24 protein-coding genes are annotated in these 25642 nt (G+C 47.3%); 4 read left to right on the top strand and 20 right to left on the bottom strand.

From position 1 onward, the window contains the following. Positions 1 to 266: 266 nt before the first annotated feature. The 18 genes from ACE04G_RS06310 to ACE04G_RS06225 all read right to left on the bottom strand — a co-directional run bounded on the left by ACE04G_RS06310 (position 267) and on the right by ACE04G_RS06225 (position 17284). Entirely contained in the window at positions 267 to 1937 is a 1671-nt protein-coding gene (locus tag ACE04G_RS06310) for an ABC1 kinase family protein (RefSeq protein ID WP_221825539.1), read from the bottom strand. After that, positions 1938 to 2318, bottom strand: a complete 381-nt coding sequence (locus tag ACE04G_RS06305; RefSeq protein ID WP_076209724.1) for a phasin family protein — start codon at positions 2316 to 2318, stop codon at positions 1938 to 1940. It abuts the gene before it with no gap. A 72-nt stretch (positions 2319 to 2390) separates the two neighbouring features. Beyond that, the gene (locus ACE04G_RS06300) at positions 2391 to 3029 is read right to left on the bottom strand and encodes a ThuA domain-containing protein (RefSeq protein WP_074092596.1); all 639 of its coding nucleotides are present in this window, start codon (positions 3027 to 3029) and stop codon (positions 2391 to 2393) included. Between the two features lie 42 nt (positions 3030 to 3071). Next, positions 3072 to 3794, bottom strand: a complete 723-nt coding sequence (locus ACE04G_RS06295; RefSeq protein WP_260633050.1) for an SDR family oxidoreductase — start codon at positions 3792 to 3794, stop codon at positions 3072 to 3074. Positions 3795 to 3972: 178 nt separating this feature from the next. Beyond that, positions 3973 to 5472, bottom strand: coding sequence for a cobyrinic acid a,c-diamide synthase CobB (locus tag ACE04G_RS06290; protein WP_339306005.1), 1500 nt, complete (start codon positions 5470 to 5472; stop codon positions 3973 to 3975). 206 nt (positions 5473 to 5678) lie between these two features. After that, positions 5679 to 6509 (bottom strand): uroporphyrinogen-III synthase, encoded by an 831-nt coding sequence (locus tag ACE04G_RS06285; RefSeq protein ID WP_339306007.1) that lies wholly within the window; start codon positions 6507 to 6509, stop codon positions 5679 to 5681. Between the two features lie 130 nt (positions 6510 to 6639). Continuing rightward, entirely contained in the window at positions 6640 to 7842 is a 1203-nt protein-coding gene (locus ACE04G_RS06280; protein ID WP_339180128.1) for a GerAB/ArcD/ProY family transporter, read from the bottom strand. A 33-nt stretch (positions 7843 to 7875) separates the two neighbouring features. Beyond that, positions 7876 to 8097, bottom strand: coding sequence for a hypothetical protein (locus tag ACE04G_RS06275; RefSeq protein ID WP_221825544.1), 222 nt, complete (start codon positions 8095 to 8097; stop codon positions 7876 to 7878). Continuing rightward, complete coding sequence (locus tag ACE04G_RS06270; protein ID WP_221825546.1) at positions 8090 to 9289, bottom strand: Ger(x)C family spore germination protein; 1200 nt, start codon at positions 9287 to 9289, stop codon at positions 8090 to 8092. The genes ACE04G_RS06275 and ACE04G_RS06270 overlap by 8 nt, the downstream gene beginning before the upstream one ends. Before the next feature lie 4 nt (positions 9290 to 9293). After that, positions 9294 to 10886, bottom strand: a complete 1593-nt coding sequence (locus tag ACE04G_RS06265) for a spore germination protein (protein ID WP_221825548.1) — start codon at positions 10884 to 10886, stop codon at positions 9294 to 9296. Positions 10887 to 11061: 175 nt separating this feature from the next. Further along, on the bottom strand, positions 11062 to 11397 hold the full coding sequence (locus tag ACE04G_RS06260; protein WP_076209715.1) for a hypothetical protein: 336 nt from the start codon (positions 11395 to 11397) through the stop codon (positions 11062 to 11064). 44 nt (positions 11398 to 11441) lie between these two features. Then, the gene (locus ACE04G_RS06255; protein ID WP_405130954.1) at positions 11442 to 12143 is read right to left on the bottom strand and encodes a pirin family protein; all 702 of its coding nucleotides are present in this window, start codon (positions 12141 to 12143) and stop codon (positions 11442 to 11444) included. A 297-nt stretch (positions 12144 to 12440) separates the two neighbouring features. Then, positions 12441 to 12854 (bottom strand): DoxX family protein, encoded by a 414-nt coding sequence (locus ACE04G_RS06250; RefSeq protein ID WP_221825551.1) that lies wholly within the window; start codon positions 12852 to 12854, stop codon positions 12441 to 12443. A 49-nt stretch (positions 12855 to 12903) separates the two neighbouring features. After that, positions 12904 to 13764 (bottom strand): M56 family metallopeptidase, encoded by an 861-nt coding sequence (locus ACE04G_RS06245; RefSeq protein WP_339180159.1) that lies wholly within the window; start codon positions 13762 to 13764, stop codon positions 12904 to 12906. Position 13765: 1 nt separating this feature from the next. Then, positions 13766 to 14182, bottom strand: a complete 417-nt coding sequence (locus ACE04G_RS06240) for a BlaI/MecI/CopY family transcriptional regulator (RefSeq protein ID WP_221825553.1) — start codon at positions 14180 to 14182, stop codon at positions 13766 to 13768. 209 nt (positions 14183 to 14391) lie between these two features. After that, positions 14392 to 15855 (bottom strand): catalase, encoded by a 1464-nt coding sequence (locus tag ACE04G_RS06235; RefSeq protein ID WP_339185466.1) that lies wholly within the window; start codon positions 15853 to 15855, stop codon positions 14392 to 14394. 251 nt (positions 15856 to 16106) lie between these two features. Then, the gene (locus tag ACE04G_RS06230; protein WP_449004071.1) at positions 16107 to 16913 is read right to left on the bottom strand and encodes a winged helix-turn-helix domain-containing protein; all 807 of its coding nucleotides are present in this window, start codon (positions 16911 to 16913) and stop codon (positions 16107 to 16109) included. Next, the gene (locus ACE04G_RS06225) at positions 16889 to 17284 is read right to left on the bottom strand and encodes a Fur family transcriptional regulator (RefSeq protein ID WP_036612807.1); all 396 of its coding nucleotides are present in this window, start codon (positions 17282 to 17284) and stop codon (positions 16889 to 16891) included. The genes ACE04G_RS06230 and ACE04G_RS06225 overlap by 25 nt, the downstream gene beginning before the upstream one ends. 272 nt (positions 17285 to 17556) lie before the next feature. Here ACE04G_RS06225 and ACE04G_RS06220 point away from each other — a divergent pair, with 272 nt between their 5' ends. Next, on the top strand, positions 17557 to 18669 hold the full coding sequence (locus ACE04G_RS06220) for a GGDEF domain-containing protein (RefSeq protein ID WP_237177301.1): 1113 nt from the start codon (positions 17557 to 17559) through the stop codon (positions 18667 to 18669). A 141-nt stretch (positions 18670 to 18810) separates the two neighbouring features. Here ACE04G_RS06220 and ACE04G_RS06215 read toward each other — a convergent pair whose 3' ends face one another. Together ACE04G_RS06215 and ACE04G_RS06210 are read right to left on the bottom strand one after the other, a co-directional pair. Next, the gene (locus tag ACE04G_RS06215; protein WP_221825561.1) at positions 18811 to 19749 is read right to left on the bottom strand and encodes an aldo/keto reductase family protein; all 939 of its coding nucleotides are present in this window, start codon (positions 19747 to 19749) and stop codon (positions 18811 to 18813) included. Between the two features lie 155 nt (positions 19750 to 19904). Then, positions 19905 to 21542: a histidine kinase dimerization/phospho-acceptor domain-containing protein gene (locus ACE04G_RS06210; RefSeq protein WP_339180166.1), complete on the bottom strand. Its 1638-nt coding sequence runs from the start codon at positions 21540 to 21542 to the stop codon at positions 19905 to 19907. A 481-nt stretch (positions 21543 to 22023) separates the two neighbouring features. Between ACE04G_RS06210 and ACE04G_RS06205 the strand changes: the two genes are divergently transcribed. The 3 genes from ACE04G_RS06205 to ACE04G_RS06195 all read left to right on the top strand — a co-directional run bounded on the left by ACE04G_RS06205 (position 22024) and on the right by ACE04G_RS06195 (position 25547). After that, positions 22024 to 23985, top strand: a complete 1962-nt coding sequence (locus ACE04G_RS06205) for an anaerobic ribonucleoside triphosphate reductase (protein ID WP_449004072.1) — start codon at positions 22024 to 22026, stop codon at positions 23983 to 23985. Further along, a complete protein-coding gene (gene nrdG, locus ACE04G_RS06200) occupies positions 23982 to 24491 on the top strand; it encodes an anaerobic ribonucleoside-triphosphate reductase activating protein (protein ID WP_449004073.1) in 510 nt (169 codons plus the stop codon). Before ACE04G_RS06205 ends, nrdG begins: the two co-directional genes overlap by 4 nt. 216 nt (positions 24492 to 24707) lie before the next feature. Next, the gene (locus ACE04G_RS06195) at positions 24708 to 25547 is read left to right on the top strand and encodes a methyl-accepting chemotaxis protein (RefSeq protein WP_237177293.1); all 840 of its coding nucleotides are present in this window, start codon (positions 24708 to 24710) and stop codon (positions 25545 to 25547) included. The last annotated feature ends 95 nt before the right edge of the window (positions 25548 to 25642 follow it).

Genomic DNA, 25642 nt, shown 5'->3' with positions numbered 1-25642 from the left:
TGTCTTACTCGTGCGACATCAGGAGCTGATCCTGATATCTAGGTTTTCCCCTCTCAGAAAAACCGGGTCCGTTAATGTACTGACCTATTATTATAGTCACAGGACTGGATATGTACTAATACAGTTAAGGCGAAAAAACAGAACCTTTTCTTCTATTATCTTAATATTTCTATAATTTACTCACCAATTCTCTATTCACAAAAAATAACCCGCAAAGACCTTTGGAGAAAGTCTCTTTGCGGGTACTCTGTAATGTCATGCTAGTGCTAGAACCTTCCCGATTTGAATATCGAATAGAGCAGGAAAGCCACCATCAGAATCGCCACCAGGAAACCAATCTCAATGACCGGAATATCCCACAGCATCGTGGACTGATGACTGATCGACGAACCAATAATCAAACCAACCATGATGATACAAAAAGCGAGTAACACAATACTGAAAGACAGCCGATTACTGATTTGGTCCATTCTGCGCATGAGTGCATCCAGTTCAGGGACACTGATCTCCAGCCTCAACTTGCCTTTGCTAATAATGGATGATAATTGCCTTAACTGCCCTGGCAGACCAATGACACTTTCGGCCATATCAGCCGCACTGCGGAACAACCGATTCTTTATTCTTCCTGCGCTAAAACGTTCCTTGATCAGCTTCCGCCCAAAGGGCTCGGCCATATCTACGATGCTCAGGGAAGGATCGAGATGTTCGATGACACCTTCCATTGTTAGCAACGATTTACCGAGCAGCAGAATATCGGCAGGCATGACAACCCGGTGCCTCTGGGCTACGCCGAACAAGTCATTTAGCGCCTGACCCACACTAATCTTGGAAAAAGGAATATCATAATATTTGGTACGCAACTTGTCCAAATCCACATGAAGCCCACGCAGGTCCATGTCATCTGGCATCATGCCCAATTTCTCAATTGCCCGGATCATACTGTCCGTATCTTTGCGCATTAACCCAATAATAAGCGAAGCAAGCTGCTGTTTCATCTCATCACTCAGACTGCCCACCATACCGAAGTCTATAAAGGCAAGACGTCCATCCTTCAATACCATCAGATTGCCCGGATGTGGATCAGCGTGAAAGAAACCCTGAATAAAAATCTGATTCAATAATGAATCCACCAGCCGCTCGGCAATGTTATTCAGATCATGACCGCGTCTAACCAGTTCTTCACGATCATTGAGTTTGATACCTTCGATATACTCCATCGTGAGTACACGGGATGAAGTCTGATCCCAGTAAATTGCCGGGATTTTCACCTTGTTGTCCTGTTGGTATTGCTGTGCAATCTTTTCCGTATTGCGGCCTTCGACCGTATAATCCAGCTCGGCCATCAGGGCCTGAGCATATTCTTCGACCATTTGCGGAATCTGATATTGTTTTACCCAGTCCCACCGCTTCTCCGCCATGGCTGTCAGTTCACGCAAAATATCCAGGTCACGCTGCACAATACGCGATATACCCGGCCGCTGAATCTTGATGGCTACCGACTCACCGCTTCGAAGTTTGCCCAGATGCACCTGTCCAATGCTGGCCGCAGCTACAGGGGTATCCTCGAACCGGGAAAAGATCTCCTCCAGCGGTGTATCCAATTCCTGTTCCAAAATACCCCGTGCCGTCTCGGAAGAGAAAGGCGGGACCTGATCCTGCAACTTCACCAATTCACGAATGACAGACTCAGGCAATAGATCTGCCCTTGTACTTGCGAGTTGCCCCAGCTTGACGAAAGCTGGCCCCAGCTCCTGCAGCACAAGCCTGATGCGTTCACTCAACGTTTTGGTGGTGTGTGCTTCACGCGACATCCACCGTCTGGGCAGAGCCAACAGCTGGAACAAACCCAGCTCCTCGACCATATAACCGAAGCCATGACGCACTAGCGCCATGGCAATTTCACGGTATCTGCCGACATGTTTGATTCGCACTGCCATCTACTCGATCTCGTTTCCTTTGAGAGGAGGAGGAACTTCAAGTGGAGCCGGGGATTCATCAGGGTGGAGCTGTGGTGATTGGCCCAGTTCGGCAAGTTTTTTCTCCAGGACAGCAACGCGCTGTTCCAGACTGGTTACATCACTTTCGGATGCCACACCAGCTTCCTGAAGCACTCGCTTGACCTGCTCCTGAATCATTCTCTTGAACTGACCCTGCTCTTCATCGCCCCGTTCCAGCAGACGTTCAACCAAAGCTTTGGATTCACCGGGCGCAAGTTCCCCGCGCTTGACCAAATCATCCACGGTTTTCTCAATCTTTTCTTTGCTTACAACAGTAAGACCAAGCCCTAACGAGATCGCCTTTTTGAACAAATCGCTCATTTTTGTCATCCTCCTCTTCGTTGATCTCTATATTATACCCCTTATACTCTGCATGCAAAGTTGCGTGTCCGATCAGACGTAACGTGCAGCCCATTTGCCTGCTTGCAGAAGTAATTTACGGTACGTTTCGTGTGCAAAAGACGGCACATGGTGACCCGGCATCAGATACACAATACGTCCAACACCATATCGATGAGCCCAAACCGCAGGTTTTGGTCCATCTTCGGATTGATATTCCAGCAATATTTTCGTTTCAGCAAAAGAACCAAATTCGAACTGATACGGCTCTTCTTCCATTGTGAAATTCGAAATGCCCTCCGTCACGGGATGGCTTTCCGCCGTTACAGTAAATTCAAGCGGTGCATATGCCGGATGATGCAGGAACTTGGCACCGATCATCTGTTTGAGCTCATAACGATTTTGGAGCGAAATGCCGTTATGTATAATGACCAGTCCACCTCCATTACTTACATAGGACAACAAACCTGCTGTCTGCTGTGGAGAGACTTTCCCCTTCCAATCGTCCATGTATGAGATACATACATCAAACCCGGTTATATTTTCTTGCAGCAGCATATTCCGATTCTCACTGCACTGCACAGTCATAGTATCATGGAAAATTCGGCTAATCTCCGCATCCACACCTTGAAGCGGGTGCCAATCCGGATGTGTATAATCGCCAAGTAGTAATGCTTTTTTACGATGATCCATTCAATCAATCTCCTTTCTTGTTCACCTCACTGTATCCATCAACTACCAGGGGAGCTTCTCGCCCTTGTAGTCCACATATGCGGGTTGATCTCCTTTAAACTGTTCATGGCGGTCGATAAGTACTGCGATATGCTGTGCAGATTGCTCGGGCGTGAGATCCGCAGAAACATCCAATTCGCCCCTCATATAACTCTGTACCCAACCGGGATGCACAAGCATCACTTGTCCGCCTTCATCCTTCAGACCATTGTGCACAAGACGGGCCTGCATGTTCAAAGCAGCTTTGGACATACAATAGGCATACCACCCATCCCGACTGCATTGCTCTATACTTCCAGCCTCGGAAGAGATATCAACAATCAGCTTGACCTGTCCTTGAAGAAGGAGGGGCAACAGCGAATGAGTCACACGCAGTGTGCCTAAGGTGTTCACATTAAATACTTCAGCCATCTCCGCCATATTCAACGGCCCGCGGATATGATCCGTAATACTCCCTAGTATAGCCGCATTATTGATCAGCATATCCAAATGATTCGTATCCAGCTTCAACGTCTCCGTGAACAAAGCTACCGACAGGTCGTCCGCGATATCCAGTTCGATGGCGCGCAGATGGTCAGGATATCCTTCTGCAAGCATACGAATCCCCTCGGAATCCTCCACGTCCAGACCGGCCGCATACACGAGATACCCTCTCTTCAGCATCTGTGCCGTCAAAGCCAATCCCAATCCCCGAGCAGCTCCCGTTACACATACGGTTCTCATCATGATGTCCCTCCCTCGCATAATGATTCTGTCTTTTATTCATTCCACATATTCATCTAAAAACCTTTAATTCAGAATGGGATCGCCAACTTCACGACCAAAGACTCAGGAGGCAAAAGCGAGATTAGAGCCATTTTGCTTATTGAATTCAGCTATCTATTTGAGCTATAAAAAGCTGCTATTATCTCTGCATATATCGCTCCTGCCGATAGGCTAGACAATGTTCCACCCATCTTCGAGCGGCTGCCGGGTAAGAGCCCAGATGAACGTGCGTGTACCCCGCCACGATGTTGCCTGCGGCATACCCTTCTTGCTTCAAGCCACGCAACCCCTTGGTCTCATACGCATAAGGAATCATTCCTTCTTCACGATAGGTCATTGTGGAGTAATGAAATTCATGACCCCGAAGTACTTCACCCTTTTTCAGCAAAAAGGAATCCTGAACCGCACTCGCTTCACGGTAACCAAGTGCAGCTCGCTTCTTCTGCATCAGCACCTGTGCGGGGATAATGCCCGCCATCTCGAAAGTAACACCCTCCCGATCGGTCAACGTTTCCCCGAGCACCATGTAGCCGCCACACTCTGCGAATAAGGGCATGTTGGATTGTGCTGCCTGTCGAAGTCCTTCCAAGAACCCCTGGTTACCGGCAATCTCTGCTGCAAACTCCTCTGGAAACCCGCCGCCCAAATAGACGCCATCCACATCCATTGGAATACCTTCACCAGCGAGCGGGCTGAAGTATTGTAATCGGGCCCCGGCTGCTTCGAGCAATTCCAGATTATCGGGATAATAGAAATTAAATGCCGCATCACGCGCAACGGCAATGACAGGCTGCACCGCATATGATACATGTCGATTATTAACGTGGATCACTGAATCGAATTGCGAATCGTAATTCGAGCCTGATTCAGCATTAGCCGAATCCGCGTGGGTAGTAGCGGCAAGACTCCCTTTTTCTTGTTGAAGCGGCGGGGCGCTTGCTGCCAGCTCCAGCAGAAGATCCAGATCAGTGCCTTCCATTAACACATCGGCTGCACGTTGGAATAATGGCTCCAGTTCACCGCGCTCAATGGCAGGCACCAGTCCCAGATGTCTCTCAGGGATGGACATGTCCTCGTCCCGCTGCAGCCAGCCAACCACCGGAATGCCGCACATCTGCTCAATGGCTTTTTTCACAATGGTGTAATGACCTGCACTTCCACACCGGTTAACGATCACTCCCGCAATATTTAATTCAGGCTCCAAATGTTGAAAACCCAGTACAATCGCGGCCGCACTGCGAGCCATGCTGCGTACATCCACGACCAGGATCACAGGGGTCTGCGTGACCAGAGCAATCTCTGCAGTTGAGCCTGTATTGCTAAGCGGATCTTTGCCATCGTAGAGGCCCATAACGCCTTCGATAATGGATATATCATGTCCTGCCGATGCCTTCTCGAACGTATCTCTCACATACTCAGGCGATGTCATCCATGCATCCAGATTACGTGACGGTCTGCCCGTGACTGCGGTATGATATGTCGGATCAATATAATCCGGGCCGCACTTGAACCCTTGTACACTCAAGCCACGCTGAGCGAGTGCTCTCATCAGCCCCAAGGTTACTGTCGTTTTTCCTGCACCACTCCCGGTGCCTGCAATGATCAGTCGGGGCCTGGCGTTACGATCTGCAATGGTCATCGTCATTTCCACCTTTTCTTCGAGATAAGAAAAGCTTCTGATCGAAGCACTATCAAGGATGTACATTGGTGTTTTAGTTGTAATGTATAAATTCTATAATCTAAACAAAACCGCATCATATAGCGATGCGGTTAAGCTTAATGCACACTCTTTATTCATGAAGCGACGCCAAAAGCTTTTTGTCGAACTGATCTAAAAGCAGGCCACTAATCTCTAATCTTGGCCGCACGCCCTGCTGCAAAGTAACGTCCGAGCTCCACGATGAGTGCTCCCATCTTCTCTTCCTCCGGAATGACCAGTGCCTCAATGCCTTCTTCACGCATGGAGTTTGCTGTAACTTTACCTACAGACGCAGGAATTAAACCTTGTCTGAAGGCTGCAAGCATAGGCTCAAGCTTGTCCTGGGAGGCTGCATATTGGGTCAGAAATCTGACCTGCGGTCCACTTGTGAACGCAACAGCATCTACTTCGAAATTTAGAATTTCATTCAGTAACTGTTCCAGCTCTGTCTCTTCTGGCGGTACATGGCGGTAAGGAAGCACTTGTCTGACGAGTGCGCCTTGTTCTTCCAACCATACGACAAGTTTGGGAGCTGTCTCCCCATGAAGCTGCAACATCACCTTTTTCCCTGCGAGATCATGTGGGGCGAATTCTCGAATGAGCCCGTCCGTGCTACCGTCATCATCTCGTACCAGTGGTGTTAACTTGCGCTTTTTGAGCGCATTCACCGTCTTGTATCCCCTTGCCGCAATTGAGGATTCCGATAATACATCCAACAATTGGCCTGCCACTTCCATATCCTCAGCCATTTCAAACAACGCATCCAATCCCATACCCGTAGTTAATACCGCCCAGTCTGGCGGGTCTGAGATCCAGGATACCAGCCCGTCCCTGATACTCCGGTCATCCAGAAATACGGTCCCCTGTGCCGGTCGCACAAGCGGGATTCCACCCATTTTTTCAACCAGTACGGACATTTCTTTCGATTTTCGTGGTCCTGTCAATGCTACACGCACACCTGCCAAATGTTGAGCCATTCATGTTCCCCCCGTTAGTTCAGCCGAATGTTCATCAGTCTGACTACAGTATACAGGGTACTTCTGTGAAGGGGAACTGTGCTTTCCCTCTTTTTGCCCGTTCATCTATAAGGATTTTTGATGGAATGCATCAGGAAGGCTGGAGTTCCCCACCATGAGAATCTTTCCGCCTTTTCTCTCCGTCCTTCTCCGAATCAGCCGATTTTTGTTCCGGCTCATGCTTCTCTTTCTTTGACTGGTCTCCCGTTCTCTGTTGGGTAGATTCTTTTTTATCCTTTTTGCGAGGACGAAGAAAAAGGAACAGCACAATGGGGAACAGCGCTTCGAAAACAATAGCAATCCATGTCCATTCCCGGGTAAAACGATTAAGCTGAATCGCGTTTCGGAAGAACCAGAAAGCACATACGAATCCAACCAAGGCCACCGGGCCTGTCATCATCTTTCCCGACACTTTCGGAATCATCCGCTTCAGTCCCCAGCAGACAAAGTATAGATCAAATGCAATCTTCGTAATCATGGTTGGCATGGTTGCTGCTGCCAGCGCAAGGTCAAACCGGTCCAGAAAATCACTGATTTGCAGCTGCCTTGCCAGTTCATAGGATGGGTATACGAGTCTGGAAGCAATAGGGACTCCGATCGCAGTTATCGTCTCCACAAGGATAAGCATCATTAGGAGTGCAGAGATGATAATTCCCCATAGAACCGACTTGAAACGAAAATCACTACCCTTGATGACAAACGGCAATGCAATCATCTCTCCATAAAACGAAAATATGTACCAACTCCCCTTGCCTACTCCTGCAACATCAACATGAAAATACGGCATGAGATTATCCATATTTACCTGCTGAATAAGCATGAAAGGTATAATCAACGAGATCAGCAGAAACAGCATAACATACAATTCCGCCATTCCGATTAAGGAACCGAGTCCGCCTCGAACGATAAAGACGCCCATGATCACCAGAGATAATACAATGATGGAAATGGGTGTGTTCTCCAGTAGCGTTATACTTATATAGTCACCTGATAGTCGGATGTCTCTTGCAAACACGAAGAAAAAAAATAGAATGTACAGAAATCCCATTACTCTCCCCAAAAACGGGAATCGCTGAACAATGGATTCGAACAGATCCTGATTGGGAAATCGTCGCTGGACCCGACTTATTAACCATAGAGATATTATCATCACAAAAACAACGGGCACATACGAGAGATAAGCATGCTGCTCCGCGTAGAAAATGGCCTGAGCGTGGGGCTGAATCAGCGTACCTGTAATACTGAGTATCAGCACGAGCAGCACAACCTGCCGATGGGTCACACTCTGATTCATACAATACCTCCTTTCCGTCAGTTAATCTGCAATCTATGGTAAAGGTAAAAATCGCTGAATAACGTGGCTTATCCATACTGTGACATAAAGCGTTTTACTCAAGTGAGTGACATAGAACCAAATGACCGTTCCCAATGCAATCAGACCATAGGATATCCAGCGATTAATGGCTGCTGCCTGCTTCATATGTCTGAAATCCATCAAAATGACCACAATTGCCATGCCCAGATAGGTAAACAAAAGCGGTTTAATCATGTACGACCTCCTCCTCCACGACACCGATCGGTTTGTTGATCACTCCTACATTTTCAATAATGACATGGGGAATAACGGTTACCTCAACTTCAGGATAAATGACTTCCCATCGATCCTTCATCTTGTCCCATTCCGCCGGCAGGTGCTGATGGATAGATCGACCGATTCCAAGAATATCGGCACGATACTTCTGCTGGACCAATCGGATGCCTTCCTCAATATCTGACTTTATTTTCTTGTGGATGGCGTCATTTATCTTTAATATCTCATCCTCCCGCCGGTCACCGTAATTCGATTCGTTATCGACGATAACTCCCTTGGCGTATAATTGAATGTTTACCTTAACCTTGTCATTCTTGATACTGGGATGCAGCGAAGAATTGTTCTCGTTCAGTTTAATGAATATATCTCCTTCTCCCCCTGGAGCCTCGACCATAACCTCTGGTGCATTGGCCTCACCCATGGCCAGAATTAGTGCATCTGCTGGTGCTTTATCGATCATGCCTACCAGCTTGTCTTTCTTGAAAATGGCCAATCCATCCATCTTGATGTTCGTTTTGGGGTCCTTCCAGTTTTTGGGCACAGTGTCAACGACCGAAGCTATGGGCAGAAAAGGATCTACGCCTTCGCTAAGAATGGAATCTATAAACGTCTTGAGCGAGCGGGGATTTCGCATATTTAAAAAACACAATTCCCGTACCATCTCAGATGGAAATTTTTCTATGGGTGCATCAGTATCCATGACCTTATATGCTTCTCCTCTTGTCACAACCGGCAACGCTGAGAAACGATTGAGCGGATAACGTGTCATCAAATCCAGCATAGGGGCAACGCCCTCCCTCGCCAAATCCTCACCGATTAGCAGAGTACGCCGATGAGCGTAATATATTCTGCGTGAGAGCGCCTTTTGCCCTTCAAGAGATGTTCCGTGAAAGGTTTTGGCTGTATTGGACAATATGAACCAGGATTTATCACCACTTGTGCCCCCTCCTCCTCCTTCACTACCCGAAGAACCAGATTGTCCTGGAAGAGCAATCTGCAGACTGGATCTGTAGTTTTGTTCCTCCTTATCCACAGCGATACCAATTACAAAGGCAACATCATTTATTTCCTCTCGATCCCAGCAACCTGAAATGAGAGAGGTACATAACAACAGGGCTATAACTGCCCGGTATTTATACATAAATTGCATGGGTTTACCACCCTTCCTCTGCTTCGGGGGAACCATTGATCTTCTCATTCATCCGTTTATGGTTATCATGGACGGTAGATGGACGATTGATCATTTTCCACCACGGCACACGAATGAGAATATCCTTGGTATCCGTTTTGCTGTATGGGCTAAGACCCGACAGATAAGGCACACCAAATGAGGTCATCTGGGTCAGATGCACCGATATCAGGACCAGACCGATCACGATGCCATACAGTCCGAACATGCCCGCCAGTAACATGATTGGAAAACGCAATAGACGAACGGTAATCGCAAAATTAAACCGCGGAATCGTAAAGGAAGCGATACCTGTCATGGATACGATAATAACCATTGGTGCAGATACAATCCCTGCCTGAACGGCTGCCTGCCCAATTACAAGCGCACCCAAGATACTGACGGCCTGCCCTACCGTTTTCGGTAACCTGACTCCTGCTTCACGAAGTGCCTCGAAGGAAAGCTCCATGATAAGAGCCTCTACCAGTGCCGGAAAAGGGATGGCTTCCCGCGCCCCGGCAATACTCAGTATCAAAGTGGTTGGCAGCATGTCCTGATGAAATGTCGTAATAGCAATGTAAAGCGCTGGCAGAAATAGAGCGATGGCTACGAACAAAAATCGAATCCAACGCACCAGATTACTGATGAAGAATCGTTCGTAATAATCCTCGCTGGCTTGCAGCATCTGCCACATTGTGACTGGAGCAATCAACGCAAAGGGAGTACCATCTACCATAATGGCAAACCGCCCTTCCAACAGATTGCCTGCTACCGTATCCGGACGCTCCGAGTAGTGCATTTGTGGAAAAGGAGAATACGGATGATCCTCAATTAACTCCTCGATATACCCACTCTCCAGGATGCCGTCGATTTTTATTTTTTCCAGACGTTTCTTGACATCCTGAATCGTTTTAGGATCAGCTATATCCTCCAGATAGGTTAGAACGATATCGGTCTTGGTATCTGTGCCAAGGGTCATACTCACGATCTTGAGAGAGGGTGTTTTCAGCTTGAACCGCAATAAGGCCGTATTTACACGGAGCGTCTCGGTAAATCCCTCCCGCGGTCCCCGAATCACGGATTCTGTCTGCGGTTCCTCCACACCACGTCTGACGCCGCCTTTGACATTGAACATCCAGGCTTCGCTACTTCCATCGACCACCAGAAGTGCGGAGGATGCCAGCACCCCTTCTGTCGCAGCAGCCCAGGTATCCACTCGCTTCACCTGTGTCAGCTCAACACGTGTATCATCCAAAGGAACATCAGGTTCATCTGTACGCTGCTGCACCAGCCCTCGAATAATCGGACGCAGCATGTGTTCCTGGATATCAGCCGAATTAACAATGCCTTCGATATAGACGAGAAGTCCTTTCACTTCAGGCGTAATCATGACGTTGCGAAAAACCACATCCGAGCAATCGGAGAATATCTCCTTCACCGCTTGAATCTGAGTTTCATGTACTGCACTAATCGGCTGCCGCAGAAAAGGCGGGGACGGCAGTCCCAAAGGGATATGTTTTTTTTCTGAAGTTCTTCCCGATTGCCGGGACTTGTCTTTACCAGATGTTTTGTCCGCCATATGCCGCCCCTCCGTTCTTGTTTTTATACAAGGTAGCTTGTGCCAGACAGCAGGGAATTATGTGGTCTTTTTTGCAAAATTACGATTAAATCCTCTGAGTTTTCAGACAGCAAAAAAGGCCTCTGTATTTAACAGAGACCTCTGGGATGTTCCAAGTTCTATCGTTACTTACACGTTAATCCGCAAAATAATCTTCAGGCACATAACGAATCTCCGACTTCGCATAGATGCTTAGCGTGTGACTCTCCCTATCGTACACAACCCGTTCACCATCTACGTAGTACCAGTGTTTCAAAAGGGGCTGATCCTTGCGTTGGACGAAGCGAAATACGTTCAGTTCCTGTCTAAGCTCCATAATCTGTTCCACCATCTGCTCGTCCAGACCCGTAACGGTAAATATGAAGCCTGTACCCTCCTGTTGGAACCGATAGGACAGGGAATCTGTTTTGCTATTAGCTAATCCTCGCCCGGTCACCGCATGTTTAACCATAAACCATTCCTGTTGCGCCATACGTGTATATCCTCCTTCATCTTGGAGTTCATTTCATCAGTCATCTACGGCAAATCAATAATCATATAGAACGTATCTTCGTTTCCTTGCAGTTCGATTGAATCCCGCTGTTCCACACGAGCCGTGTCGCCTTCGTTCAACAGGTACTCTCCATCCAATCCCAGCTTGCCTTCGATGGAGAAAATGTACATTCGGCGGCCTGCATCCTGATTAAAGGTTAACGTTTCGTCTTTGGCTAATCGGCCAAGGTAGATCGTCATATCCTGATGAATGGTCGCAACTCTTGGTCCCCCATCTGGGGATACAATCGGCACGAGTGCTCCTGCCAATGCCGCTGGATCAAATGATGTCGTCTCATAGGAGGGCTCCAACCCTTTGGTCTGTGGCATGAACCAGAGTTGAAGCAAACGTACTTCTTCGGTATCGGATGCATTATGTTCGGTATGAATCATGCCACTGCCTGCTGACATCCGCTGGATACCGCCAAAGCCTGTAACGGCTACATTCCCAAGGTTATCTTCATGTCGCAACTTGCCGTTCAGTACGATCGATACAATCTCCATATCACTATGCGGGTGAACTCCAAAACCGCGACCAGGCGCGATCACATCGTCGTTCGCTACCCGCATCGGTCCAAACGCCGTATTCTCCGGGTCTTGGTATTCTCCGAAAGAAAAGCTGTGACTACCACGGAGCCAGCCTCGATCGAAGCTGGAGCGGGCATCGGATGGAATGACGTTAATCATAAAATGCATCCTCCTTATTTTTTCTTAGTAGCATACTTATTCTCATTGTACCAAACCAAAGGCATGTCGTCCAAACAAGGTGAAACGGCTGTCGCCGTCCTCTCGCGGCTCAGCGTGTTTCATTCCGAAGAAATATAGATAAAGAATGGCGAAATGATATATTTTCCTATATTTTAAAAAAAGTTCTCTACTGATCAGCCCGGTTCGCAAATCAATTCCCGAACCGGCCTGGCCAATAAAGAACCTCGTTACAGGACTAATCCTGCATTTCATTATTTGTAGCAATCGTTAGTCCATTCAAGCACTCACATTCTGGCGACCGTTCCCCTGTCTGGAGAACAGATAATCCACGGCCAGGAAGCGGCTTCCTGTGAAGAGCAGTGTCACGGAACCCGCCAGTAGCAGGTAATCTAACTCGGTACCACTCAGGAACGGCTCACCCACTTTGGCTGTAAACAGAACGCCAACCATCACGATGGCAAACAGGGCAGCAAACACACGTGTTCCCAGACCCAGAATCATCGCTGCACCACCTACCAACTCAATGATGGCTACAACGGATGCAAGAAATCCGGGAATACCAATACTTTCGAAAAAACCTACCGTACCGCTGATTCCACCTTCGAATTTACTCCAGCCGTGCAATACAAAGATCAAACCAATCATAATCCTTGAGAAAAGTAATCCAATCTCTACACTTTTATTATTCATGTTCATCTTCCTTTCTCATTATATTCGACTTCACTTTAGCCAAATTAATCTATCCGATCGACCAAACAAACAAGATAGACAGCAATAGAAAAACAGTAGCCGACATGAGAACAGCATAACGTGGCAACCTCAACGTCACGTCCTGTTCCGGGTCCAGCAGACGTGAAATTCGGACATTCACCGACGTATCCGCAAATGAGGATTGAACGGTCAGTTCTGTGGCCCCCCAAGGTTCAGGACAAGCGCGGAGCAGCTTGAGCAAAGCACTGCCAATGCCTGCCACATTGCCTGTACGCTCAATGGCCTCATTGTCTGCCAGAATTTCTCTAACGATATTGTAATGTTTCGAAGTATGCTTCAATACGGGAATATACGGCATCATGATTGCAAATACCGATAACAGTGTCGTTTTCAGTGGGTCACGGTGCCACAGATGATGGACTTCGTGGTACACCACTGCTGTCTCCTCTTCTGCATCCAACATCGTCAGAAGCCCCGTGGAGAGTACGATGCAAGGTCTCCATAGACCAATTGTAAATGCAGCCGGAGAATGCTTGTCCACTACAATGAATCCTGGCTGTCCAAGATGGTGATACTTGGACTCCAGTTCGCGAGACAATGCACGCACCTCCATGGAGCGGAGCTTACGTACGGCTGCTCTGGTTTTCATCATACGCACCATTAGCAACCAACCTGTTCCCGCAAATGTCAGCAATACCAGTGCCAGCAGGAAATGTCCCACGGATAACCAACCCAGTCGACTCATCCAATGATTACAGAGCCAGAGCAGGTTAAACGGGATATCCCAGCCAAAAATTTTGTACATCGCGTACATGAACATCTGCATGAACACGAGTAACGGAATGCCAAACCCGACGGTAAACAAAAGTTTCGAGCGGGTCTTCCACATCTTAATCGGTATCCTTTTTCCATTGTTTGATCTTCTGTTCCAAGCGTTCAATCAGACCCGCATCTGCTTCATCCAGCGCATCCAGCATATGATTCAATGCCAAAGCTCCGAATTCATCCACCAACTCATGTGACAGTTCCTTGGATTGGTCGTTCATAAACTCCTCCTTACTCTGTACCGGTTGGTACAAAGATGTTCTGCCCTTTTGTGACTTTCCGAGAAGTCCCTTGTCTACGAGCCGGTTCATCACGGTCATGACTGTATTAAAATTGACGTCTTTGTCTTGTTCAAGTGCGGTCTGCACTTCACGGATGCTGCTGCCAGGACGAGCCCATAAAATGTCCATGATCTTGGCCTCCAGCGGACCGAAAAATCGGTTGAGCCCACGCTCACCCACTTTGAAATTGTGTATTCTCATTTTCTGACACCCCTCACACTACCCATTGTAGTGCCAACAAATGAGAAGTCAACCTCTATGTCAGCTATTTTATGTAAATGATTTGTAAATTTGTTTTCCATTGCAGTAAAAAAGGTTAAAGACCGGGAAATTCCGCACGTTCACGGTTTTCCCGGTCTTCAACGAATATCAGTCAGTATGATGTTGTGAGTATAAGTTCAAACTGCAATTTATTTTCCATCCTGTGACGGCATATGTGCAGAAATATCCACGCCGAGTCCATGAGCCAAACGTCCGCCAAGCTGTCCATCCGCCCGGAAGAAGTGGCACAGGGCACGCATTTGAATATCAACAGATACGCCCTTAAGGTCATTGATCAGATTATCCAGCAAATGCTGCTGCTCTACAGGAGTGAATGAACGGAAAAGCTCCCCTGCCTGCGTATAATCATCCGTCTTCTCGATTTTCTCTCTTGTAACGTGTCCTTGCAACGGAACCTGACTGTCCCGGTATGCCGGATCTTCCTGCGGGCTGTTCCCGGAACTGTTGGGTTCATAGTTCACCGGGGATGGGTCCTGATTCACATTCATGAGTCCATCACGCTGATGATTACGAACGGGTGCGTACGGGCAATTCACCGGAATTTGTAAATAGTTCGTTCCAAGCCGGTGCCGCTGTGTATCTGGGTAGGAGAATAGGCGTCCTTGCAGCAATTTGTCTTCGGAAGGCTCAATTCCAGGTACAACCGCACTAGGAGAAAACGCAGCCTGCTCCACTTCAGCAAAGAAGTTTTGCGGATTACGATTCAGGGTCATGGTTCCTACCGTATGGAACGGGAGTACATCCTCAGGCCAGGTCTTCGTAGGGTCGAGTGGATCAAAAGCAAAATCATCCATCTGTTCAGGCTTCATCAGTTGCACTTGAAGCTTCCACTGCGGGTATTGCCCGTTCTTGATATGTTCACGCAGATCACGGGTAGCATGGTTAAAGTCTTGGCCCTGTACTTCGGCAGCTTCCTGACGAGAGAAGCCTCGGACCCCTTGGGCAGACTCCCACTTATACTTCACATAGTGGACCTGTCCCTGTGCATTGATCCATTTGAAAGCATGTACGCCGAATCCATCCATCTCCCGATAACTTGCCGGTGTACCCAGGTCAGAGAATAACCAGGTCATCATATGGGTTGATTCCGGCGAGAGGGTCATAAAGTCCCAATAGCGAGCTGGGTCCTGAATGTTGGTATCCGGAGCTGGCTTCAGGGAGTGAACCATGTCAGGGAACTTTATCGCATCACGAATGAAGAAAACGGGCAGATGGTTGCCTACGATATCATAGTTGCCTTCACGTGTGTAGAATTTGACGGCGAATCCACGTGGATCTCTTGCGGTCTCTGGTGATCCCGTACCATGAATAACGGTCGAAAATCGCACCAGCACATCGGTCTCCGTACCCGGATCTTGCAGGAAGTCCGCTGTTGTATAAGCCTTCATACTTTGCTCCAGCGTGAATACACCATGAGCTCCGGCACCTCTCGCATGTACGACTCTTTCGGGAATACGTTCACGGTCAAAGTGGGCTATTTTCTCAATGAGATGGTAGTCTTCAAGCAGTGTTGGCCCTCTTCTGCCTGCTGTGCGAGAATTCTGGTTGTCACCTACAGGTGCTCCCTGATTCGTAGTCATACGTTCTGTCATCATGTCGTCCTCCTCTAATGGGTCTCACGGCTGTTATATATCTACTATTAAAATCATATTCGGCTTCGGTTTAAATATACATTTAGACTTGATCTAACTGTTAAATTGATTCTAACATGTCCCTCTCTGCTCTTGCATGAGGTTCACATGAGATTAAGATGAGGTTCTTCAACACTTCATGAATGAACTATGAACATGCTTTTAAGGAAGTGATCCGGATTTACTATATCCATTAGGCAAAAAAAAGCGGACTAATCCGCCAGGCGGTAGCCCACTCCTCTTACAGTGACAATATATTGCGGCGAAGATGCGTTATCGCCCAATTTTTTGCGCAAGCTTTTGATATGAACATCGACCACATTGCTTCCACCCGTAAAGTCCGTCTCCCAGATATCGCTGAGCATCTCCTCACGGGAAATGACTGCACCTTTGGCATCAATCAGCTTGAGTAACAGATCATATTCGGTCTTGGTTAGATGAATCCGGTTATTATCGCGCTGTACACTCATCCGTTCACGATCGAGCCACAGATCCTTAAATCCGATACGGTGCCCTTCCTCAGGCAAAAAACCACGGTTAGGCAGAGCAGGACTGTTGCCAATCATACGCTGCACCCGGTAAAGTGCTTCCTGCGGGCGTGCAGGCCACACCAGCAATTCCTCCTGAAGCATCGGTCCACTCGCACTGCCGATCATCTTCTCACCAACCAGATACAGACAAGGGGTTGTATGCTCAGCCTCACGATTCAATCGGCTGCTAATGCCGGCAAATGCATCGATCGTTCCGGCCACAGACAGGTCATAGATCAACAGATCAAAGACAAGACGCTCATGCAGATCCGGTTCCCAGCGATGAAAGACCAGTACATCAAAGCAGCTATCCGTTAAGGCTTTTACCAGTTCATGAACCTGCCCCGGCATCGGGCTGATCAGAATAACACGCCGTGTAACAGGACAATTGTCCACAAGGGGTGCCGAGTCGGACAAGGTTGGTTTAACCCTAAGGGGTAAACGGCGGCCAGGCAGTTTTATTTTTACTTGATCCGTTTGTTTCTGCATTCCCCGCAGACACCTCCAAAGACCACATGAGCATGATCGATTGCATATCCGGTTTCTTCAGCTACCTGTTTCATCCATTGTGGAGGGACCTCTGTCATTACCTCATCCACTTTGCCACACACTTCACACATAATGTGCTGATGATCATCCATACGGGCATCGTATCGGCTTGCTGTCTCTCCGAGTTTAAGTTCCCGTATCAATTCTTTGTCCGTCAGATAACGAAGAGAATTATACACCGTACCATAGGCAAGATTATATCCTTGTTCTACAAGTCGATTCATGACATCTGCAGCTGTCGGGTGATCCTCTGAATGGCGCACCACATCATATACCGCTTGCCGTTGTATCGTCAGATTTAAAGTTCTCACAACCATTTCTCCTTTATTATTGATCCATTTTATATGAAATCAGACACTGATCTTCTACTTATGATGGTCTTCCCAAAAAGAAGGAATACATTTTGATTTAGATTAAGTATAAATCTCATTGCATATTGAAGTCAATATCACCCTAACATCCTGTATATGCAAATAAAACATCTTTCCCAGCAATCCCCTCATAAATTTGGGATAATATGGTTCGCTACAGCACCACTTTTCAGATAAAATATAGGGATGTGCGTAAAAAGGGGGAATGTCGGTTGTTTAGCACTTTTTTCATTAATATCTGTGTCATGATTACGTTTATGTATGTGTCCGGGATCATCGCGAAGTTCTATAGTATCCGATTGCCTTTTCCCTCGTTACGTGTTCAGTTGATCGGCGGCTTATTATTCGGTATATATGGCACAGTACTCATGAACTATTCCTTCCCTTTGAACGAGACTACAATTGTAGATCTACGGCATCTGGCCATCGTTACCGCAGCGGTATATCTGGGAGGACTGGCTTCGATCGTTACGGGACTCATGATCTCGGTCCTTCGTATTCTGATGTTTGGCATATCATCCTCTGCCATAGATGCAGGATTTGTCATGACGCTGATCGGACTGTCCGGTGTATACTTCGCCTATGCTTCCTGGTCCAGACTGACCAAAATCATTACGATGAATCTGCTTGGCATTACGTTAATCTTTATCATCCTTATGTTGAACACGGACAGCATGAATTCATTAATGAAGATATATCCGTTACAAATGACCATTTCCTTTGCCGGTGGATTATTTATCTATTTCATCGCAGAATTCATCAATAAATCCAATGAAATGTTATTTCTATTGGAAAAGAGAGCATCTACCGATCATCTTACCAACCTGAGCAATCGACGACAGTTCGAAAAATCACTTCAACTGGAACTCCAGCGTGCGCGGGATTACCAACAGAAGCTTTCATTGCTTGCCATAGATATTGACCGATTCAAAAAGGTGAACGACACCTATGGTCATTCCGCCGGCGATGCGGTCCTGAAGCAACTTGGACAACTGCTCGTTGAGCATGCACGTTCTGCTGATATCGTGTCACGAAACGGTGGGGAAGAATTCGCCATTCTCTTGCTCGACTGTGGACACCGTCAGGCCGTGGCTACCGCCGAATCTATACGACAGGCTGTAGAGAAATACCATTTTGCTCTGCCCGACGGGCACACGACACGTCTAACCATCTCCATTGGTGTAGCCGTGTATCCCGATCATTGTGATGATCATGACGATGATGATTTCTTCGAACAGGCCGATCGTGCGTTATATGAAGCGAAGAATACAGGGCGTAACCGTGTGTGTGCCTTAACTTTTCGTTCCTTGCCTCTTACACTTTAAAGTAATATCTAACCGGTAAATAAACTAACTTTTCACCGTTCTCCCAAAAAAGGGATGTCTCGTTCGCCTATTCAGGCGCACAGGACATCCCTCTTTTTATGGATCATCACATATCATCTCAGCTTGTGTGCTGACAGGAGATCAAGCAAGGATGCTCTCAATCTCCTCGATAATGGCAGCATCCAGCTTCACGCCAGATGCAGCCGCGTTCTCTTTTACCTGCTCGGGACGACTCGCCCCTACAAGTGCACTGGATACATTGTTCTGGCGCAGAATCCAGGCAAGGGCCAGTTGGCCAACCTTCAGATCCAGCTTGTCCGCCACTTCAATCAGTTGACGAACTTTCCCGATACGATCCGCATTGATCTTTCCTTCGTCCCATCCTAGCTTGGCAGCACGGCTATTCTCTGGGATATCGGAAACGGACGTATATTTCCCGGTCAATAGACCTTGAGCAAGCGGGGAGTATACAACTTGTCCAATGCCTTTACGCTCGCCGAGCGGAATAATCTCATTTTCGATATAACGGTCAAACATGTTGTACACCGGTTGATTGACCACGATATGATCGAGGAGCAGACGATCTGCTGTACCTAGGGCATCTTCCATCTGAGCTGCAGTCCACTGGCTGACGCCTACATATAACACTTTACCTTGACGTACCAGATCATCAAGCGCGCGAAGTGTTTCTTCGATTGGTGTTTCAGTATGATAACGATGGCAGTAATAGATATCCACATATTCAACGCCCAGGCGCTTCAAGCTGGCTTCACATTGCTCTTTGATATGTTTGCGAGACAACCCCTGGTCATTCGGACCATCACCCATTTTGCCAAATACTTTGGTTGCAAGTACATAAGAGTCACGGGAATATGCTTTGAGCGTCTGCCCCAGCAGTTCTTCTGCTGCACCCCGTTCGTATACATTGGCAGTATCAAAAAAGTTAATGCCTTCATCAAATGCAGTTTCAATTGATTTCACCGCATTTTCACGTTCCACATACCCTCCGTACGTCAGCCAGCTTCCCAGGCTGATCTCGCTTACTTTCAGTCCGCTTCCACCTAATCTGCGATAATCCAATGTACATCCTCCTCTGTGGTTATAAAGATGAAGTTCACTTTCTATTGTAACGTAACCAGCTCGGAATAAAAGGGCTTTGCCTCAGAAAATGGAAAATGAAAAGAAACGCACCCATAACAGGTGCGCCGAATAAAGATTTGTCTTCTGATCATGATTTAAGGCAAAGTAATACTCAATGCATTCAACAGATCAGCCTGTCTGACTGGCTTCGTCAGGACAGCATCAAAGGCTTCTGCTTCATGCAATTCAATGTGTATACCATAAGGAACAAGAACAATGACGGGCAGATCCTCCAGTCGCTGTTTCAGTTCTTGTACAAAATCGACCGCGCCGCCTTCCAGTAATCCCATATCCACAACTGCTACATCAGGCATGAATCCTTCGTTGATCCAATCATGCGCTAATGTCAGATTCGAGGTCATGTGTACATCCATCTCCCACCTACGCATCAGGGAAGAGACGCCTTGCAAAATGTCAGGGTCTTTGGCAAGTAACACCTTTTTCCCTTTTAACCGTTGCTGAACACTTGCGAGTTGAGGTAACTCCCAGTATCTGCGTAACGGAAGGGATATGTTGAATTCCGTCTCATTTTCCTTCACACTGCTCACCTGAATACGGCCATGCATGAGAATGGCAAGATTCTGGCTTACAGCCAGACCCAGATTACTTCCAATCAGTTTTTGGATATTCAACTTCTCTTCTTGGCTGTTAAAGGTTTGCATCTTCTTATCCGATAACGTCTGACCTGTGTAATTCACCTTGAGCAGAAGTGTACCCGTCTCTTCGGTGTCTTCTCCGTTCACCACTGCCGTGATCAGGACGGAGCCCTCACGCGTTGAATCGAGAGCGTATTGAATGACATGTGCAAGCAGCTGTCCGATCTTGATCTCATCACCAACGAATACTTGCGACACATTCAGCTCCAGATTCAATCCCAGCTCAATGTTCTTGCCAGCCGCAATTCCCGCATAAAGATAGACCGTATTCTCAATTGTACCTACCAGATCGAAAGGATCATCATGTATAACCGTTTTACCTGCCTCATTGATGTTGAAATTCATCATATTGTTCAACAAAGTAAGCAGAATATTGCCGCTCGTCTCAATCATATTCACATATTCTGACTGCTCCTCAGGCATATCCGGTGTACGTATCAGATCAGTCAGTCCCAGAATGCCGTTCAACGGATTGCGAATCTCATGACTCATCAGCTTGAGCATCTGTGATTTGGTCATGGCCTCCGATTCAGCTCGTTCTTTCTCTGCCTGGAGCTGCTGTTGCATTTGTTCCGAATCACTCAATTTACGCTCCTGAAGATGCAATGTGCTCTCCAGGTCCACAACATAGCCAAGGAATACGGCCATCGCCTTCAGCGTCTTCATGTCGGTTTCACTGATTACATAATCAGGATTATCCATCAGACAGATGGTCCCGAATGTTTCGCCAGATCTTCGCATGATGGGCACGCCCACGAAGAAACGATTGCCGAGCCCACTCGTGACATCCATGAATCTTGTCATCGGATGTTCACATGTATTCTGGATTGTAAGGTTCTCATGTTTATCTTTTAATACCAAGCTGCAGTAAGAATCTTCAAATGGAAGTTCGCTACCTTTTACAATCAATTCTTCCTTGCGATTGAACGCCTCCAGAATGACATTCGTCAAACCGTCATTCGTAGCAACAAAGATGGTATTAACCTTCAATATACCACTTAGTACGTCTACAATATGGGCCGCAGCTTCCTTTATATCTTCATAGAAGCCTCTCGTAATGCCTTCTGCCGTCCCCATGATCCACCCCTTTTATCTTAGCTGCACTATCCAATCTGTAGATCATAATTGTGTAATCACGTACAAGGGTTCATCAAAAAATCGGAATAGCTGTCACAATCTATACTTATATGATTAACACCGTAGCTGTATAAGAGAATCATACTTCCTGTTTATTGCCCATTTGCGGTCAAAACAGTTCTTAAACGGATGGATTAACAAACGAAAAATTATGGCAAAACGCCTTTTCAGATTGATTAAAGTCCATCTTGTCCAACTTCGGATATTATCCTTGCAGGATAACTAGAAATTATACGCTTCTACTCAAACTTTGGGAACCTTTATCCACAGCAATTAAAGGAAAGTCCACTTTGTCCTGTGAACTATGTGACCATTATCACACCCAAAAAACCACATATAGTTTATAAATGGATAAGACGAATCTACATATAGTGTTTTACGGAAATTGAATGATATTCAATCATTTTAGGAGGAACCTTACATGAACATGCTTGAGTATGCCACTTCACCGGCATCCGATCTATTATCCGACCTGGGAAGACGAATTATTGGCGCAGAAGACGCCGATACGCTGAGGGAAAATGCCAATCTGAACGGAGACTCCTTCAGCGGCAAGATGAGCAGGCTCGGTTCGGAGACAGCCAAGTGGCATGCTCTGCGTCATGTGTTGCCGGAAGAGCTTGCCCAAGCTGTGGAGAATGGGGATCTGTATGTACACGATCTGGACCAGTATGCACTTGGAACGACCAACTGCATTTTTATCCCGTTTGACCGTCTTCTTGCTGCGGGTTTCAATACAGGCAACGGATCGGTTCGCACACCTCAGACAATCATGTCTGCAATGGCTCTGGTTGCGATCATCTTCCAATCCCAGCAGAACAGTCAATATGGCGGTGTGTCAGCCAATAAAATCGACTGGGATCTGGCTCCCTATGTACAGCGATCGTTCCGCAAACATTACCGCAAAGGGCAACGCCTCTTTGGTGAGCATGCCCTGCTCGAGGATGAACAGCTTCATCTGGACAGCATCGAAGCGAAGAATCAGTGCCCACAGGCGTATGCCTTCGCCTATGAGGAGACTGAACTGGAGACAGGACAAGCTGCTGAATCGCTGATTCATAACCTGAATACGATGAGCAGTCGTGCAGGTGGTCAGATTCCATTCACTTCACTGAACTATGGATTATGTACATCAGCAGAAGGTCGATTGGTATCACGCTCATTGCTGGAAGCAACCATCCGTGGCCTGGGCAACGGAGAGACTCCCGTGTTCCCTCAACATATTTTCCAATGTAAACAGGGGATCAATCAGGCTCAAGGAGAGCCGAACTATGATTTGTTCCGTCTCGCAGTCACCTGTTCATCCCGGCGGATGTACCCCAACTTTGTCAATGTGGATGCCTCCTTCAATCTGCCCTTCTATCATCCGGAAGATCCGGATACGATCATCGCCACGATGGGATGCCGTACACGTACACTGGCTGACCGGTTTGGACGCAATCGTCAGAGTGGCAAGGGTAACCTGTCCTTCAACACCATTAACCTGGTTAAGCTCGGCATCCGGTTTGGTATCTGCCAAGGCAGCAGAGCCGTTGCAGATCGGGCAGGATTCTACACCGCACTGGAATCAGTGATGCATAATGCTGCTAACGGTCTGTTACATCGCTACCGAATCCAGACCGCGCAACCTGCCAAGGCATCGGACTTCATGATGCGGGAGGGAGTATGGGAAGGTGGAGAACAGCTTGGCCCGAACGAGCCGGTTGGCGATCTTTTGAAGCATGGAACATTATCTCTTGGTTTTATCGGTCTTGCGGAATGTATGACAGCTCTCTATGGGCGTCATCATGGGCAGGACACTCATGTACATCGTGAAGCACTGAACATTATTCGGACCATGCGAGAATTCTGTGATCGGATGAGCGAGCAGCATAACCTGAACATCACCCTGTTTGCCACACCTGCTGAAGGGTTGTCCGGCAAATTCACGAAGATCGACAGAGAGCGTTATGGCCTCATTCCTGGAGTTAATGATCGGGAGTATTATACGAACTCATTCCATATCCCGGTATACCACACTCTTCCAGCTTATCGGAAGATTGAATTGGAGGCCCCGTTCCATACGTTGTGTAATGCGGGTGCAATCTCCTATGTGGAGCTTGACGGAAACGTTCGAGCCAACACTGCAGCTTTCCTGCGGATCGTGCAATATGCACTGGCACAGGATATCGGATATTTCTCCATTAATCACCCGATTGATCGCTGCCCTGCATGTGGTTATGAAGGCGTCATTGGAGATGTATGCCCAAGCTGTGAAGCTCACGAGAACCATGTACACTTCCAGCGGTTGCGCCGCGTAACGGGCTATCTGACCGGAGATTACAAAGTACGCTTCAATGCTGCGAAGCAAGCCGAAGTGCGGGATCGGGTGAAACACCGGTGAATCTATATGGTTACATTCCGGAATCGGTGAATGAAGGGACAGGCCTGCGCGCCGTGTTGTTCATCAGCGGATGTCGTCACGCCTGTCCGGGCTGCTTCAGTCCGGATTCATGGAGCTTTCGAGCGGGTGAGCCCTTTACAGAGGAGCGGCAGCAGCAGATTCTGCATGAAGTAACGACCCATCCCCTGCTGGATGGCGTTACGTTGTGTGGTGGTGATCCCTTTTTCTCGGCAGCAGAATGTACGTCCTGGGTTCAGCAGCTTCTCGCTGCACGTCCTGATCTGACGGTGTGGGCTTACACGGGATTTGAATATGAAGAACTGATTACCCACCCTGCGAGAGCGGAGCTTGCCCGGTTGTGCGATGTGATTATTGACGGTCGATATGTTGAAGCGGAGCGTGATGTCTCCCTTCCCTTCCGCGGCAGCCGGAACCAGCGTTTGATTGATGTCCGTGCAACACTAGCCAATCGAACCATCGTTACAATGCAGCTCAGTATGCGGTAAACATTGGTTTTATTCCACTCAACAACTAACAAGGCACGGGTCCCCAGGGGACTCGTGTCTTTTTGGTGTATAACAGTCTGCTTTAAGAAATAGGTTTTATCCATTCTCTCTATTTCCTTCTCTATTGCATGACGATATATTATATAGGTAGTTATTAAGTTAGCATTTAAAATTTAACCGTTTACATAAGGTAACCAGGGAGGAATCATCTTTTATATGGATATTGTTCAAGCATTAATTACATGTATGCCTTTCTTTCGAGATACGATTCGTCAGGATGTAACCCTCTCCGTGATTGATCATGAAAAATTCCTATATTTCTCAGCAGGGGAATCGTTAAAGCAACTGAATTATCAACCTGGCGACCCTCTATTGGATGGAAATCGAAATTTTGCTGATCTCAACGGCGGTACAGTCAAACGATTTGATCACTACCCTAAAGATTTATTCGGTGTTCCTTTTGACGTGGCTTTCATTCCCATTAAAAACGAACAAGGTGAAATCATCGCCCTGTTTAATCTGCTCTACAGTATGGATGATCAGGACCAACTGCAACAACTCATGGATGCTACCGAAAATCTGACCAACCAGTTAATTGACAGTGTACAGCATGTAGCTGCACACTCCGAGGAACTCAGTGCCACAACCGAAGAGATCCGGAATAATTCCAAACAAGCCGTACAGAAATCAGGCAATGTCACTCAAGTCGCCAGTTTCATTCGTGAAATCTCCGAGCAAACCAATCTGCTCGGCTTGAATGCAGCTATTGAAGCTGCTCGTGTAGGTGAAGCAGGTGCAGGTTTTGGCGTTGTTGCCAAAGAAATTCGCAAACTGTCTGTGGATACCAAAGAAGCGACGGCACGTATTGAAGATTCTCTTCTCTCAGTTCGGCAATCCATTCAAGGCATGGAGAATGAACTTGGTGAGATCACGGCAAGCTCCCAAGAGCAGGCTGAACTCGTAAACAATTTCATGAGCACAATTGAGCAACTGAATGAAACCAACAAACAATTGAAGCAATTTGTGCAAAAAATGATTACGTTTGACGGAAAATAAAGATACGTCTGATAGCAAAGCATTTTGTATAATTCTAGTGTTACCGCTCAGGATAAAAGAGTTGGACAGGAAGAAGCATCCTGATCCAACCAGCG

This window comes from Paenibacillus sp. AGC31 (assembly GCF_057334655.1).
Note: the sequence above shows the minus strand (reverse complement) of the source record. Positions and strands in the feature narration are given on the sequence as shown.